This is a genomic window from Anaerobutyricum hallii DSM 3353 (assembly GCF_000173975.1).
GTDB lineage: Bacteria > Bacillota > Clostridia > Lachnospirales > Lachnospiraceae > Anaerobutyricum > Anaerobutyricum hallii.
The window spans coordinates 1-16309 of the sequence record NZ_ACEP01000097.1 but is presented as its reverse complement, the minus strand read 5'-3'; the positions used below and the strand labels follow the sequence as shown (position 1 = coordinate 16309).

The following is a 16309-nucleotide window of genomic DNA, read 5'->3' as shown; positions in this document are numbered from 1 at the left end:
GAGGGAGGCCATAGGATGAAAGCGTTTCGTCTGATAATAAAACAGACCAGTGCAAACTATAGAAAACCAGAAACGATAAAGAATAAGATGACCTATCCCCTGCCTCCGTTTTCCACAGTAATTGGTGCATTGCATAATGCCTGTGGCTATACAGAATATAAAGAAATGAATCTCAGTATACAGGGAAAATATGAATCTATGCACAGGGAGCCATATACGGATTATTGCTTTTTAAACAGACTAGAGGATGACAGAGGGATTCTTGTGTGGCTTCCGAATGCTTCTTTCTTTTCTAATGCATTTGTGAGAGTGGCACATACTCAGAAATCACAGGGAAACAGTTTTCGTAAAGGAGTTACGATTCAGGTTGAGAATCAGAATCTGCTTGATGAATATCGCCGTTTAAAAGATTTAAATGATAGCATCACAGAATTCAAAAAAACAAGATTAAACCCCGTACTTGCCCTTATTAAAAAGAGAAAGAAAACTTTAAAAGAAAAAAAGAAGGTAAGGAAGCAGGAAGGACTGGATTGTATTGCTGTATTAACGAGAGAGAATGAACTAAAAGAGATAGAAAAGCAGATAAAAGAATGGTTCGAAAAATATAAATATGAAAATTATACAGAGCCACTTTCTCATTTCCGTAATTTGGTGAAGTCGGTAAAATATTATGAGATTTTAAATAATATTGAATTGGTTATTCACGTACAGGCTTCTGATGAAGTGTTGCATGATTTAGAGGAACACTGGACGGATATCAAGTCGATTGGACGTAGCGAGGATATGGTGGATGTGCAGGAGGCGAAGATAGTAGAGTTGCAGGAGAAACTAAATAAAGAGGTGAATAATATTTACTCGGCGTATATTGATTATGATACGATAAAAAGAGGTAATTCGGAAGGAGTGCGAATTTATCCTTTGGGGAGAAAGGATAAATATGTCAGAGGAACGGTCTATTATTTAAATAAAAATTATGAGATATCGCCTGAGAATGGAAAGCGAATTTTTCAAAAAAAGAAAGTTGTGTATACTTCAAACTATGAAATTAATAAAGTTGGAGAAAATGTATATATTGATGAAGATGAATATATAGTGAATTTTATTTAATATTATTTTAAGATGGAAAAAAATGGATACAAGTAAGTATTGGGCTAAGTCGGATAAAGTTACAACATTAGTGATACATAATGCAGCTCTAAGAGAAGCGTTGGACAAACTATATGAATTAGGATACATTGAAAAGGAAATGTATGAATTATTAAAAATAGCCTGTGAGTATCATGATTTAGGGAAAATTAATGAAATATTTCAGGCAAGAATGAAGAATAAAAAGCTTCATTTTGATTTGGAAAAAGAAATTCCGCATAATGTATTATCTCTATTTTTTGTTGATTCAGAAAGAGTCAACAAAATAAATCCTGAAGATAAAAAGAATTATGTCAGGATGTTATTTGCAATATTATATCATCATTATAATTCTGATTTGATGAGAATGGTATCAAGTAGCAAGAGGCAATTAGAAAATATTTTTCCACAGGATGCTTTTCCGGATATTCAGGATGAGATATATAGCCTTCCTATAGGGATCGAAGAGGAGATTAGTGAAGTTATAGGGTTAAAAGATGAGAAAGCTGTGAAAATGAAAGGTCTGCTTCATAAATGTGATTACGCTGCAAGTGGTCATTATCCGATAGAGTTTAGAAATGATTTTTTGTTATCTGGCTTAGAATATCTTTTAATGCAATGGAATAATCCTGCAGATCAGGAAAAACAGGAGATACAATCGGCAGAGGAGTTTGCATTGTCTGAACAGGATAAAAATGAAAATGAAAGGGCGACTGTTGATTGGAATTCTCTACAGTATTTTTGCAAGGAAAAACAAAATCAAAATATCATTGTGGTTGCCCAGACTGGAATGGGAAAGACAGAAGCTGGCCTTCTTTGGATAGGGAATCACAAAGGATTTTTTGTTTTGCCAATTCGCACAGCAATTAACGCGATATATAACAGGCTTAGGAAAGATATGCTTGTAAATTCAGATAAAATTGATGAGCAAGTAGGAATTTTACATAGTGAACAATTAGAATACTATACAAAGAATATAGAAGGTTCAGATGAAGATATTTATGAATATGTGAAAAGAGGGAAACAATTTTCACTGCCGCTGAATATTTCAACATTAGATCAGCTTTTTGATTTCATTTTCCAGTATCCGGGATATGAATTAAAACTGGCCACGTTATCTTATTCAAGGATTGTGATCGATGAAATTCAGATGTACAATGCAGAATTACTGGCATATCTCATTTTTGGATTGGAAAAAATCGTGAAGATGGGTGGAAAAGTTGCCATATTAACAGCAACCCTGCCTCCGTTTGTAAAAGAATTGCTAGAACAGCATCTCAATATCCCAAAAGAAAATCAGGAAGTCTTTATTGATGATAAAAAAGCGAGACATCATATCAAGGTTTGTGATAAAAAAATAAATGCAGAAGATATTGTAAAGCTGTATCTGAAAAATAAAGAAGCATGTAAAAGCAATCCACATAAAGGCAATAAGATACTCGTTGTGTGCAATAAAATAAAAACTGCACAGAAGATATTTGATGATGTGAACGAACTCATAAAAGCAAAATATGATAAGGAAGAAATTCATATTTTCCATAGTCGCTTTATAAAAGAAGATAGAGAAAAACTTGAAAAAGAAATTATAGAGTTTGGACAAACTGGTAATAAGTCGGAGAATGTTGTCGAGAAGGGCGGAATCTGGATAACAACCTCGGTTGTAGAAGCAAGTCTGGATATTGATTTTGATTATCTGGTAACAGAATTACAGGATTTATGCTCCCTATTACAGAGAATGGGACGGTGTAATCGCAAAGGCTTAAAGAGTGTTTTCGAATCTAACTGTTATATTTACCTGCAGATTGATTCTGCAGATTTGATTGGAAAGACGAAAAGAACTGGGAGAAGAGGCAAGGAAAAGGTATATGGTTTTATAGATGCTACGCTATATGAACTTTCTAAAAAAGCAATATCTGAACATGAGGGAATATTGACAGAAAGTCAAAAACAGGAGATGCTTTAGAAATATTTCACTACAGAAAATATACAGAACAGCTACTTTATGAACAGCTTCAAAAAAACATATAAATATGTTAGTGAAATTAGACCGTATTCTTATCAAAAAAATGAAAAGAAATTACGTGAAATTGTAACAGAAACAATCATTCCAAGTCCAGTCTATGAAGAAAAATCTACTCAAATCTTGGAGTGCGTTCAAAAGCTAAAACAAGCGGATCTTTCTGTTATACAGCGACAAAAATTAAGAAACCAGATTATGAAGTATACCGTTAACGTTCCATATTATCATTGGAAAAGTTATCAGGATGCTCTAAATTCCAAAAAAACTTCTGGCAGAAAAGCAAAATATTATGAACCAATTCAAATAGGAAAATATGAGAAAATCAAAGTTATGGAATGTAACTATGACAAAAAAGGATATAGCCCGATAGAATGGACAAAGAAAACGGAAGATAATGAATAGCAAAGCATAAAATGTGGATATCGTGTTATTATAATATTTTTGTTTGTGTCACTTTGTTGCGAGATATGTTACATAAAAAATGTCGACCTCCAATAATGTAAAAATCCCCGTACATTGACAGCGATTAAAAAACACGATAAATAGGACATTTTCCATCAATCTTGTAGAAGAAACAAGAAAAATATGGTAAAATATTTATAGCTATTGATAGGTCGACAGAAAGTGGGTGGAAAAGAAAGAAAATAAAAAGAGATGGGGAGGATGGATTAAAATAGAGACATAATGGAATGTAAATGATTCCGGCGGCAGTATCCATTAACGCTGTTGATTATTAAAATAGAGACATAATGGAATGTAAATATAAATATGCAATATACGAAGTAAGCATCGGGAATGAATTAAAATAGAGACATAATGGAATGTAAATTCAAGAGCATGGGACAGATAGTCCTTGCACCTCTGTGATTAAAATAGAGACATAATGGAATGTAAATAATACTCAAGCTTAAACTTTATAAGATCCGCAACGTAATTAAAATAGAGACATAATGGAATGTAAATAGCTTGACCGCTGGTTCCGATCTGTTAAGGATTATCATTAAAATAGAGACATAATGGAATGTAAATAATCAGATTAGAAAAGTTTTAGGATTAAGTATTAATTAAAATAGAGACATAATGGAATGTAAATGTCGTGTTTGGGATTGCTCATTTTTCTTACCTCCGATTAAAATAGAGACATAATGGAATGTAAATGAAGTAAAAGGATATTTCTACGAAGATGATACATACATTAAAATAGAGACATAATGGAATGTAAATAAACGAAATTGGCAGAAATTATTAACACTTCTGGACATTAAAATAGAGACATAATGGAATGTAAATAAAAATTATTGCGGACATTGCAAGAACCAGATAAAATTAAAATAGAGACATAATGGAATGTAAATCAGAAAGGCAAAGGAGCTGTCCATTTGCATACTGATTAAAATAGAGACATAATGGAATGTAAATATAGAAGTGCGTAAGAAGCTCAATGAGCTGTCTTTAGATTAAAATAGAGACATAATGGAATGTAAATTAGCTTGTATGGCAGCCAGAGAACCACGCACGTCATCATTAAAATAGAGACATAATGGAATGTAAATAGATAAAGCTAAGAAAAAAAGTAGTCTACTGTTTTATTAAAATAGAGACATAATGGAATGTAAATTTTGCATCTGGTTTTTCTAAATCAGATGCTACTTCTATTAAAATAGAGACATAATGGAATGTAAATACGATTTTATTTGGAGGAACATGGGAAAAAATAGAATTAAAATAGAGACATAATGGAATGTAAATTTTGTAACGGCAGCGGCCAGAAGTGCAGTAAGAGCATTAAAATAGAGACATAATGGAATGTAAATTAAAGCCACATTCGCATCTTTTGCCGTTGCGGTCTTTATTAAAATAGAGACATAATGGAATGTAAATACCACAGCTAATATTGCATGGCAGTACACATCTAAATTAAAATAGAGACATAATGGAATGTAAATGGAGACGGCGTAAACAATCCATTCGAGGATTATGATAATTAAAATAGAGACATAATGGAATGTAAATTAATGACGTGTTTTTACTACTTTTAATGTTTTATTAATTAAAATAGAGACATAATGGAATGTAAATAAGAGGTTAGATAAAAAATATTTCTACAGAAAAATCATTAAAATAGAGACATAATGGAATGTAAATGAAAAATACCATGTAGGAATTTAGTATTTTTTTAGATTAAAATAGAGACACAGTAGAAAGTTCGTTTGATATAATAAAAAATGGATGAAAATATATGAGAGGAGGAACAAAGTATGGGACGATTTGTTGATCCAGATAATAGTGCATTTCAGGATGCATTAAGTTCAAAAATATATATTGATAAAATGGGATTGATTTCATATACGAACAGTGTAATAGACATGACAGAGTAATTTATTTATTTTTTATCTTCCCCCTAAATTCAAAAAAATTTTGCAAAATATCAAATACTCATATACAATAAAGAACAAGAATATACGGAAGAGGGGGAGTGGCATGATTTCGGATGAGATGGCTTATCGGCAGTATTTGGACGGGAAAGAAGAGAGTGCAGATATTCTTGTTGAGAGATATGGGGATGCACTTACATATTACATAAATGGATATATCCATGATATTCATGAGTCAGAAGATTTGATGATAGAGGCCTTTGCACAGATTTTTGCAAAGGAGCGTCCGATTGATGGAAAAGGAAGTTTTAGGGCATATCTGTATAAAACAGCAAGAAATTTGACGATACGGCATAGACAGAAGCATAAAATATGGTTTTTACATTTAGATGAGGTAGATTTTGAGCTACCAAGCGAAGAACTGGTGGATGCAAAACTTTTGCAGTCGGAGCGGGAGCAGCATCTTTATGAAGGAATGGCGAATCTGAAGAGAGTATAGAGAAGTACTGTATCTGGTTAGTCTGGAAGGAATGAGTTATAGAGAAGCAGCTCGGATTCTTGGTAAGAGTGAAAAACAGGTTACAAATCTGGTACATAGAGGGAAGAAGAGTTTAAAAAAGATTTTAGAGGAAAGAGGTTTTATATATGCGGACGAATGAAGAACGTCAGCAATTGATTCATAGAAGAACGCTGGAGATTCAAAGAGAACAGCAGAAAAAAAGAGAGAGAGTAATCAGTGGATCAGGGATTGCTACATGCCTGGTGATGATTATTGGAATAGGATGTCTGATGCCAGAAGTAACCAAACAGGCTTCCGCTTCTGGGGCAAAAACTAATTATACAACAGGAATGGCTAGTATGTTGGGAAATTATGAGGCACTTGGATACATTTGTATGGGAATTTTGGCATTTGCACTTGGTGTTTCTGTAACGATACTTTTGTATCGTTTGCGTAAGGCGGAAGAACATCGAAAAAAAGCAGAAGAATATAAACAATCGCAGCAGGTGCGCGAAAACAGTCTGAAAAAAGAATAACAATAACAAAGCGGGGAAAAATAGAATGAATTTTGAGATAATTGATAATATATTTCAGGTAATAGTATTTTCTCTAATTGTGGTGGCAGATATTGTGTGCTGGTTTTTGCACAAGAATCGTTTGTATATTATATTGGCTTTGGCGCATAGCTGTTTTATGATGGGAACACTTTACTTTGTACTATATCTTGTTATCCGGGGAAAGGTACCACAGTTTTTTTATGTATCAGAGATTTCCTGGATTGCCAGTTATTTGTTTCTGCATTCGTATCAGATTGTAGGATATAAGGGACAGAGGATGAAGATATCAGTGATTCCGTTGATTTGTGGAATTGGTGTGGCGATTATTTCAATCTGGAGTGGGATTTTTGGTCCGGCGATCCTTTCAACGGGAGTATTTACATTAGCAGCAGGAGCGATTGTCTACATTAGTGTTTTTCAGATTTTATATGGCGATGCACCATATAAAAGCAGCATTTGTATTCTATTATGTATAATTTTACAGGTGAGTCTATATATAAGTTCGTCTTTTTTTCATGACTATACAAGGTTTAATTTGTATTTTTGCATTGATATTGTGCTGACAATTTCGATGGCGATGTTATTACCTTGTACATTTATGGAGGTGGGGAAAGATGATGTACATTGAAAATATTTTCATTTGTATTAGTATTCCATTATTGCTTTCATTGATTTTTATTCAGGGAGAAGCACGTAAATATACATTATTTGTTTGTATTGGAATGGGAATATGTGTGCTTTCTGCATATGTCAGCAGTTTTTTTATGAATTATTATGGAGTGGATACAATAGAGGCCTCCATTGAAATTACACCGGTCTGTGAAGAAGTAATGAAGCTTTTTCCGTTATTATTTTATATTTTAATATTTGAGCCGCAGAGAGACCAGATTCCAAGAGTTGCTATTGCAATTTCGGTAGGATTTGCTACTTTTGAAAATGTGTGTTATTTAACAGAGAATGGGGCTGCAGATTTTGATCTTTTATTAATACGGGGAATTTCGACGGGAGCGCTTCATATATTATGTGGTATTTTTATCGGCTTTGGACTTGCCTATATATTTAGACAAAGGGCAATTGCAATTACGGGAATGGTTGGACTTCTTGGCGCATGTGGTGTTTTTCATGCAATTTTTAATCTGCTTATTTCGGCAGATGGCATTTGGAGGTGGATGGGGTATTTGTTTCCATCGGGCATGATTATTGTGCTGGTGAGTGTATGGCATTTGATGGTAAAGTTAAATCATATGAAGTAAAGTCAGGAAAATTGGGATCTTACAAAAGAAAAGGAAGCGGGTATACCCTGCGATCCAATTACAGGGTATTTGATTTGATAAGCAAAGCATGCATGAAGATCTTTTTAAAATCTTTTCATTTATTTTTTTAAATAGGTGAAAGGATTTTTTTTATTATGTCTTTATAGAAGTACAATGTAAAAATGAGTAGAGAGGAGGAGAAAGATGAACCCAAAGGAGATTAGGAGGGAAAAGATTCATCAGCGTATTCATATTCTGCGTATTCGATATGACAGATGTATCATTTTTAGTTTGACACTCCTTTCCGTCGGATTGGCAGTATGTATGGGGATAATGTTTCAAGAGATGCATTTATCTGGTGTACCTGCTGTTGTTGACAGTTACGGCTCTGTTCTCCTAAGAGATGGGGCGGATTTATATGTGATTATCGCCGTTGCTGCTTTTGTAGCAGGTGTGATTTTTACGATGGTATGTATCTGGTTTCAGAATAAGAAATCAGACCAAAAGAAGAAAGTATGAGATACGCAGAATAAGAGGTGAAATGTATGAAGTACCAGAAAACAAGATATGTATTAGCGAGAGTCCTCGCCGCAATACTTACTTTAACAGCAGTATTCGGGTTATCCGCTCCGCTGATAACACAGGCGGCTTCCAATGTATCTGTTCTTTATCGATATGATGGTGATGGAACTGAAACAAAGAATCGTGTAGGGATTCGCTCTGTCATTATTAATGATAAGAAGTATTTTGATATTCATGATGGCAGTGTGACAGATCGCGTAGATCCAAACAATCAGATTGCATTTTTACAGGCCGTACTCCAAAGTGGGAATGAAACAGATGGTGGAACAGACAGTCTGATTGGACAGTGGGCATCTCTGGCAGAGCAGATTTATGGAACCCATAACAAATATGCCGCTTTTGTGAATGCAGGTGGAGGTTTTGCTAAGAACTTTACTGGGGAAGAAAACCGTACAAGAAATGGTTATGCTGATGTTGCTTATGCACTATCACAAAAAGAACCTAAGAGTGATAGAAAGAGTGGAAAAGATAATACCTATTGGACAGGACTTGCTTATGCTAAGAATTTAAAGAGTGTTCGTCAGCAGGCAGCAGAAGAGATTGCTTCCGGAATTAATCGAAAGGTTAGTGGAAGCAGCATTCTTAACAGTACAGAAGGCCAGGATGCTGCGTTAAAGCAGATTGATGATGACACAACGCAGGATGTTTTATATTCGCTTGTAACTTGCGTGGACCGTGTAGGATCCACACCAAGATTTTGTTATAACACTTTTGGACTGGCTTTTTATGATTTCAAATTATCGGTAATTGCCGGAGAAGGGTTAGAGTATATTACAAAGGCACAGAAGTATGATTCTTTAAAAGAAGCAGTAAATGGACAGGCTGCGGGTGTCACTTATAAGACAAATGCCAACTCGAATCCTAAATTGAGTTATTATAAGAATGAGTCGAAAGAGGAAGCAGATATTGGAATGGAATTTAAACAGTCGAATTCCCTGACGACTTCTAATACGTTAGAGACAGGAAAAAGTTATTCTTACAGTGAGATGATTGGCTCAGAAACAACACTTTCCGGAGAGATTCCGCTGATTGCAGAGGTGGAGCAGACTTTAAAAATGGAGGTGACCTGTGAGCAGGCATTATCCACAGCATATTCTGAAACAAAAGAATATAGTGAGACTTCCGAGAATACGATTTCTTCCAGCATGTCACTTCCGGCACAGACAGCGGTTGGAATGGAATCTTCTAAGGCAGTAACAAATGTGCAGCTTGGATATGACTGTCCGGTGGCGATTACTTATAAAGTAGCGGTTTTCTCTTTATCAGGTACTGTATATGATGATAATATGAAAATACAATCATTCTCTACGGCAGGCTATCGTCAGAGCCATTTCAGCACAATTTTTGGTTCTGAGTCTGAAAAAGGCGGAACGACAGCAATGGATAATCTTTATAACCGTGCAGTAAGATATACCGCGACACCAAATTACGAGCAGGCATATGGACAGACTTATGGATGGACAAAGAAACGGTCTGATGGAAATCCGGCAGATAAATTAGAGAAACTGGAATGGAAAGATATTTTAAACGGAACGATTAAGGAAGAAGAACTTACAGATGAAAAGACGAAAGTTACACTAAATAGAATTCTTGTAGATGAGGACGGTGTAATTCAGCATACTTTTTCATCCGAACCTTCTGGAACAGAATATCCGATTGGCTATGAATCATTAATAGAAGTTCCTTCAACGATGACACAAAATACAAAGAAGTATACGATATATGACAAAACTGTGAAGGATAGTAATGGTGAAGAAGTAGATAATGACATAAATTATAATGCGAATGGAGATACTTATAACAAATGGATTCAGCCAATTGGTGAGGAAGAAAAGAAGTCATTAGCGGAACAGGGCGTATCTCAGGAAGAACTTGATGCGCTGAACAGCGTGAATTTCTACTATACGGAAAATGCACCAGAAAGTGGAACAACAGGACAGCGTGCCAATAGTAATCAGAAAGCAAATAAGGCCGTAAAACAGTCTGCCAATACTGCACAAAGAGCAGCAGCTGGAACAAACAACAGTCTTATAAATAAGGTTTCCTGGCTGTCAACACATTGTCCGATGTCCGTCACAGGTGGTGTACTTAATTATGATACAGTAAGTATGAATTCAAATATTAAGGAAATTGTACCATTATATCCATTAAAGAAAATCAGTGTCACAAATGGCGTGAAGACATTGAATATGATTAGTGGAGATACGTTTGATCTTAGTACAGTTACCTTGAAAGGCAGTAACAAGAATGATGTAGAGTATTATGGATTTGACCAGAATAAGGGCCATTGGATACTTATTGATCAGAATGGTAAGGAACTGACAGGCAGTAATATTGCATCTCTTACAGAGGAAAAAGCAAACGGTGAAGCGATTCTGACAGCAGGAGACGAAGAAGGAACCCTGTATCTTAAGTATATGATTAATGATGATACTACATATACCAGTCTTGAGAATGAACAACCAGCTACGAATGCAGGCCTTGACGCAACAGCAAAAATTAAGGTAAATGTTACAGCAAAACCATTTGACGGAAGTGTTCAGGCAGAGGGAACTACGACAATATATGTTGGTGAGGAACCTGTCAATCTGATTGGTAACGAAGACATTAAGGGATATGCAGTAGACAGTACAGATAAGAAGATTTCCGGTGCACCTATCGTATGGGAAGCAAGACTTGACGAAGAAGATGGAATCAAGCTTGAGAATAACCGGGTATCTTTTACAAAGGAAGGAACCTATCAGATTCGGGCAACCTACCGAGGCAAACATTCAGAATGGATTAGTGTAAAAGCACTTCCAGAAAAAGCGCTGACAACGCTTAAGATCTCTGATGATACAAAACCAGCTACATTAGAAAGCTTTATTTTCAAAGACAAAGGAACTCCTGACATTATTGATTTATCCAAACTTACAGTAAAAGCATTTGACCAGTATGATGGCGAATGGAATGATCTTTCTGATGTAAAATGGCATATTGATTTTTCAGGAGAAAAAGCAGAAGACAGTTTCTCTGATTATCTGGTAGCGAATAAACTTCCAATAGATAAGGCAGGAACCTATAAGATTCAGGCAAGAGCAAGAAAAGGCAGAGCGGTATATGCAGAATCTAATGTATTAGAACTGGTAGTAAAACCGACAAGGAAGCTGACTTCACTTAATATTGAGACAGATATTGAAAAAGACGGAATCGGTATTGGAGATTCTTATTCCAGCGATTTAAAAGAAGATGTAAAAGTAACTGCACTTGATCAGTATGGAGACGAGTATGACTGGACAAAAGAGGAATACAAATGGCTGACAGGCGGAAAGTATTCTAAAGTTACAGGAGATACTTTACTTGGTCTTGTAAAAGGTTCTGATACGCTTCAGTTAATCGTAGGCAAAGATGATGCAAAGATAGAATCGAATGTAATAGACTTTGCCATTGTTACCAAACCATATGTGAAGGAATTATATACCGGTGATTCGGCAGTAGTAAGAGAAGGAGAAGAGTATGATCTTACGAAAGTAAACTTTACAGCAAAAGATCAGAATGGAGAGGCATATATTCTTTCGCAGAAAGAAATTGACAGAATTCAGTGGAAATTGACAGATAAAGGAACGATTAAGAGTACACAGGCATCTTTTAGTGCAGCTAAAAAGACGTTATCTGTAGCGGAGGGAACACTTGGCTATGGAGAAACTGGCAATGTTATTTTGACGGGAACGTTTACTAATAAGAATGGAATAGAAGCACAGGCAGTACAGTTTACTTTAACTGTAAGACAAAAGCCTGTACTGGATACCCTTCAGTTAGAGAAGAAAGATGCAGAAAGTACATTGAAAAACGGAGAGAATGCTTATGTCGATGAATACTTCACTGTAAAAGGTCTTGACCAGTATGGAGAGGAATATGGACTGGATGAAGTAGACATTACATGGAATTCGGATAATGAAAAAGCGTTCCGTTTTGAGAACAATAAAGTTATCGCAGCAGTAGAAGCAGGCAAGAAAGCGAATATTGCAGTCAGCGCAACGAATAAGCTGAATCAGAATGTGGTAAGTAATGAAGTAGAATTAAGCGTTCCTAGAGTACGTTCGCTCCAGAAGATTACGTTAGAAGAAGTACCGGAGGCCATTCCATTTAACAGTACTTTGGATTTAACGGCACTGAAAGCAACTTGCTATGATGAGTTAGGTGAAATATATAGTGAGGAAGATTTAAAAGCATATCCTGCTAAAGTTATTTTCTCATTAGATGCCAATGGAATAAATTGCAAGCTTGATACAGCGAAGAATATTCTTCAGACATATGATGAATATGGCTATATTACAATTTCTGCAATGGCTGTAAATAGCAGTACAACCAATGAGATGCAGGATGAGAATGGTAATACTATCATTTCCAGCGTAAAAATCTGGGTAGGCCCGAAAGTAGAGGTCTTAAAGAACACAGAAAAGATGATTGCTACTGCAGGAGCAAACACAATCACTTTAGAAGGAAAATGTCTGGAAGATAACATGAAGGCTGGATTGTTTGATGCAGATGGCAGATTGATTACGGAAGCTGGTACCAGTGGAAATGCAGACAGTCAGAGTGCCACACTTGATATTCCATCGAACATTGGTGGAAAGTCAGATGTAGTATATACAGTAAAATATGCAATCAAAGATACTTATATGGATGAACCGACAGGAAAGATTACTGTAAGTAATAAAATTCCAGCAACTGGCGTGAAACTCAATAAAAATAATCTGGTAATTGCTCCAAAGAACAGAGAAGTTCTAAAAGCTATCGTATCTCCATCTAATAGCACAGATAAGTTAAGCTGGAGTAGTACAGCCCGAAGGATTGCCTCCGTCGATAAGAATGGAAATGTTAGCGCAGCAGCTCCGGGAAAAGCAGTAATTACTGTTACAACAGAGAGTGGAAAGAAAGCATCTTGTAATGTATTAGTAGGACTTCGTCAGGGTGACGTGATTTCAAGTGGAATCTATCGCTATAAAGTGACAGATTCCAGCGTAGACGGAACTGGTCAGATGGAAGTGGCTGGTTTTATCAAAGGACGCAGAGCAAAGAACGTCACATTTCCAAAGAGTATAGCATGGAACGGAATTAAGTATAATGTAACTTCTGTTGGAACGAGAGCATTTGAAGCAAACAAAAAGATTAAAACAGTCATCATACCAGATTCTGTAGAAAAGATTTGCCACAAAGCATTTTATCGATGTGCGAACATGAAAAAGCTTACAGTTGGAAAGAATGTTTCCTTCTTTGGTGCCCATGCATTTTGTAATAACAAAAAGATTACAAAGATAGTTTTCAAAGGGAAAAAATTAAAGACTTTGAAAGACCCACATGTATTTATTTGTGTGAACCATGCGAAAGTGTACGTTCCAAAGAGCAAATATAAAGTTTATAAGAAACTCTTATCTACGTATGGACTCGGAAAATGTAAGTTTGTGAAAAAATAATAGATGAAAAATAATGTATGGATAAAATAGCAACGATATTCGTATATTATCAGACATCTAAAAATTAGATTCTCTTTACTGTTTACTTTAACAAACTTGGATTTTGATTTGCAGGGTCGGGAGAACTGACAGACGAAGTCAGAAAAGGAAATAACCTATATTTGTGGCCTCGGAGCAAGGTTTGGATACGAGCGTGTGTAAGCGAGTATTCAAACTGCAGCGACTAAAGTCACAAATATAGGTTATTTTTATTTACTGAGAGCGTCTCATTTGAATCAGGATTTAGATATTTTATTTACTGTGGAAGGATTGCCTTCGGTGTATTCTATGGTTACTTTATCTCCTTCTTCCAGCAATATTGCATCCAAATATTTGGATATATCCACATCATAAATCGTATCAGAATCATTTAACACAATATAATAATGGGAGCTTCCGTCAATAACTGCCTGAGCAATCTTTTTGATAGTGCCGGCTGTTGTTTTAGTGGAAGCTTTTTTACTTTCTTCATCAGAACCCATGCCATTTGACTGGATGAGGGAACGATAGGAAGCTTCGCAGTCATTTACTGTGTCACCGGTTGCTACGATTTGGTAATTGTGTACATTTACCATTGCGTACTTTTTGACGAGGCCGGAGGCATCTTTTAATGCCATGAAATAAGTTGGTTCCGCATCAATATTCAGGAGAAGTGGGAATGTTGCCTTATAGCCTAAGTTCTGTACTTTTCCTTCTGCGGAAGTCATGGCGGAATCTTCGATGGCTCCCTCAATTTCGTAATATTTTGTTTCCATAGTACGCTGGTTCATAAGAACGAAGCCTACGTTAGACTGATCACTTGTGATAGAAGTGACACCAGTGTATACCCACACATCATCGTTGATGGCAAGGTAATTGTAACCATTTGTTGTGGTCAGACAGTCTTTCTGACCGAGAATACTGTTGATAAATCCATGTTTTAATGTGCCGTAGTAGTTGTAGAGATTTACAAGCATATCGGCAGAGTATACACGGTCAACCCATTTTGGAGTGTCTTCGACTTTGTAGTCTTTACATTCGCCGGTGATGGCATTACATAAGACAACGCGTCCGATGGTCTGACCGCCGAAAAGACCGATGTTATATTTCTTTACGCTGCATACCCAGTAAGGGGTACCTTCTTCGTTAATTTCGAAATTAATGTCATCAAACATATAGGTCGGATATTTGAAACGAAGGTGGCGGTAAAGATAACGTCCAAAATGGTCATAAGGAGTATACTTCATTCCTTCTTTTAAGCGGACAAGTTCTGTCTGCTGTGTTGCCATATCAATTTTGATATAGGCAGGAATACCCGCTTTTTTATTAGTAAACCATTTTACCAGATCCGCATAGCGGAGAGGAGTCACACGAACCGGATTATTTTTATAATTAATCTGACTGTATTCATCTGCAACTTCAAACTGAGAAGCAAGGTCTACAAGACTTCCCATCTTACGTTCTCCAAGAATTTCTGCGGAAGACTTATCAAGCAGAGGAATCTGGTCGTAAGAAATCTGGTCAATATCCTTTGTAAATTCACTTTTTTCTATCTTCATCAGCTTCTGATATTTGGAAGCATTAATAACAGGAGAAGATAAAAGCGTGCCGACAAAATAAGCGGCGGCAATGACAACAACAAGAGAAGCCAAAAACTTGAATGTCTTTGTCTTATAATTGCCACTGAAATTGACAGGATGTCTCCGGTCACCGGTAAATGTTGTCTTTGGAAGGGCATATAGTGCAAAAATAATCACTGCTAAAAATAATACAAACTTCCACAACTCTGGATTATGGATGTTTATTGCGGGAAGAGCGATATAATAGTAAATTGCTGCAAGAATCAGAACAACAACGACGAGCGCTGCAATCCATTTCTTCCCCGTGAAATGATGTTTTTGTTTCTTTTTCATAGAAATTTATTCTCCTTTCTATTTTAACAGAGTATAGCACAGACAAGGAAATAAGAAAATAGGAATTTGCCGCAGGCAAAGAGACGCCCCCGAAGAGAGTCTAGCCCCTATATTTGTGACTTTAGTCGCGGCGGTTTGAATACTCGCTTATACACGCTCGTATCCAAACCTTGCTCCGAGGCCACAAATATAGGGGCTAGACTCTCTTCGGGGGCTGTGCTTTGGCTGGGGAGGGAAATTCTATTTATTGCTGGAGGGATTTGGAGAATCTCCAGAAGGTTTTGGCTTTCTGTGGAGTTGTTTTTTGAAGGATTGACTCGAATTATTGTTGTAGTACGCTGAAAACACATCAAAACAGATGAATATATGATATTTTTGCTGAGAACGGATTATCGGTAATAGTACACCGATAATATACTCTTTTTTCTTATTAATCGTGTGTCAATCCTGAAATATTTAACTTCCCGGATTATTTCTATCTCTCCTGACTTCTTCCCCAAATCTTTCCGCT

Annotated in this window: 11 protein-coding genes and 1 CRISPR repeat array; of the genes, 10 read left to right on the top strand and 1 reads right to left on the bottom strand. The window is 36.1% G+C overall.

Annotated elements, in window-relative coordinates:
- Positions 1–15 precede the first annotated feature (15 nt).
- From cas5 to EUBHAL_RS09615, 10 genes are all read left to right on the top strand, one after another.
- A complete protein-coding gene (gene cas5, locus EUBHAL_RS09650) occupies positions 16–1107 on the top strand; it encodes a CRISPR-associated protein Cas5 (protein WP_005348718.1) in 1092 nt (363 codons plus the stop codon).
- A gap of 22 nt (positions 1108–1129) precedes the next feature.
- Positions 1130–3088 carry a CRISPR-associated helicase/endonuclease Cas3 gene (locus tag EUBHAL_RS09645; RefSeq protein ID WP_005348716.1) on the top strand — a complete coding sequence of 653 codons (1959 nt, stop codon included), beginning with the start codon at positions 1130–1132 and terminating at the stop codon, positions 3086–3088.
- Between the two features lie 39 nt (positions 3089–3127).
- The gene (locus EUBHAL_RS14880; RefSeq protein ID WP_005348715.1) at positions 3128–3547 is read left to right on the top strand and encodes a hypothetical protein; all 420 of its coding nucleotides are present in this window, start codon (positions 3128–3130) and stop codon (positions 3545–3547) included.
- A gap of 265 nt (positions 3548–3812) precedes the next feature.
- A CRISPR array of direct repeats spans positions 3813–5290; the repeat unit is 30 nt; unit sequence ATTAAAATAGAGACATAATGGAATGTAAAT.
- A 336-nt stretch (positions 5291–5626) separates the two neighbouring features.
- Positions 5627–6019: an RNA polymerase sigma factor gene (locus EUBHAL_RS14875; protein WP_005348710.1), complete on the top strand. Its 393-nt coding sequence runs from the start codon at positions 5627–5629 to the stop codon at positions 6017–6019.
- Positions 6020–6026: 7 nt separating this feature from the next.
- Positions 6027–6179 carry an RNA polymerase sigma factor gene (locus EUBHAL_RS15390; protein ID WP_330360912.1) on the top strand — a complete coding sequence of 51 codons (153 nt, stop codon included), beginning with the start codon at positions 6027–6029 and terminating at the stop codon, positions 6177–6179.
- Positions 6166–6555 (top strand): hypothetical protein, encoded by a 390-nt coding sequence (locus EUBHAL_RS09635; protein WP_005348705.1) that lies wholly within the window; start codon positions 6166–6168, stop codon positions 6553–6555. The genes EUBHAL_RS15390 and EUBHAL_RS09635 overlap by 14 nt, the downstream gene beginning before the upstream one ends.
- Before the next feature lie 25 nt (positions 6556–6580).
- Positions 6581–7204 (top strand): hypothetical protein, encoded by a 624-nt coding sequence (locus tag EUBHAL_RS09630; RefSeq protein WP_005348703.1) that lies wholly within the window; start codon positions 6581–6583, stop codon positions 7202–7204.
- On the top strand, positions 7191–7829 hold the full coding sequence (locus EUBHAL_RS09625) for a PrsW family glutamic-type intramembrane protease (RefSeq protein ID WP_005348701.1): 639 nt from the start codon (positions 7191–7193) through the stop codon (positions 7827–7829). Before EUBHAL_RS09630 ends, EUBHAL_RS09625 begins: the two co-directional genes overlap by 14 nt.
- Positions 7830–8033: 204 nt before the next feature.
- Complete coding sequence (locus EUBHAL_RS09620) at positions 8034–8348, top strand: hypothetical protein (RefSeq protein ID WP_005348700.1); 315 nt, start codon at positions 8034–8036, stop codon at positions 8346–8348.
- A gap of 26 nt (positions 8349–8374) precedes the next feature.
- Complete coding sequence (locus EUBHAL_RS09615; RefSeq protein WP_005348699.1) at positions 8375–13867, top strand: leucine-rich repeat protein; 5493 nt, start codon at positions 8375–8377, stop codon at positions 13865–13867.
- Between the two features lie 275 nt (positions 13868–14142).
- On the opposite strand, the gene EUBHAL_RS09610 is transcribed toward EUBHAL_RS09615, so the two are convergent.
- A complete protein-coding gene (locus tag EUBHAL_RS09610; RefSeq protein WP_005348697.1) occupies positions 14143–15798 on the bottom strand; it encodes a hypothetical protein in 1656 nt (551 codons plus the stop codon).
- Positions 15799–16309: the final 511 nt, after the last annotated feature.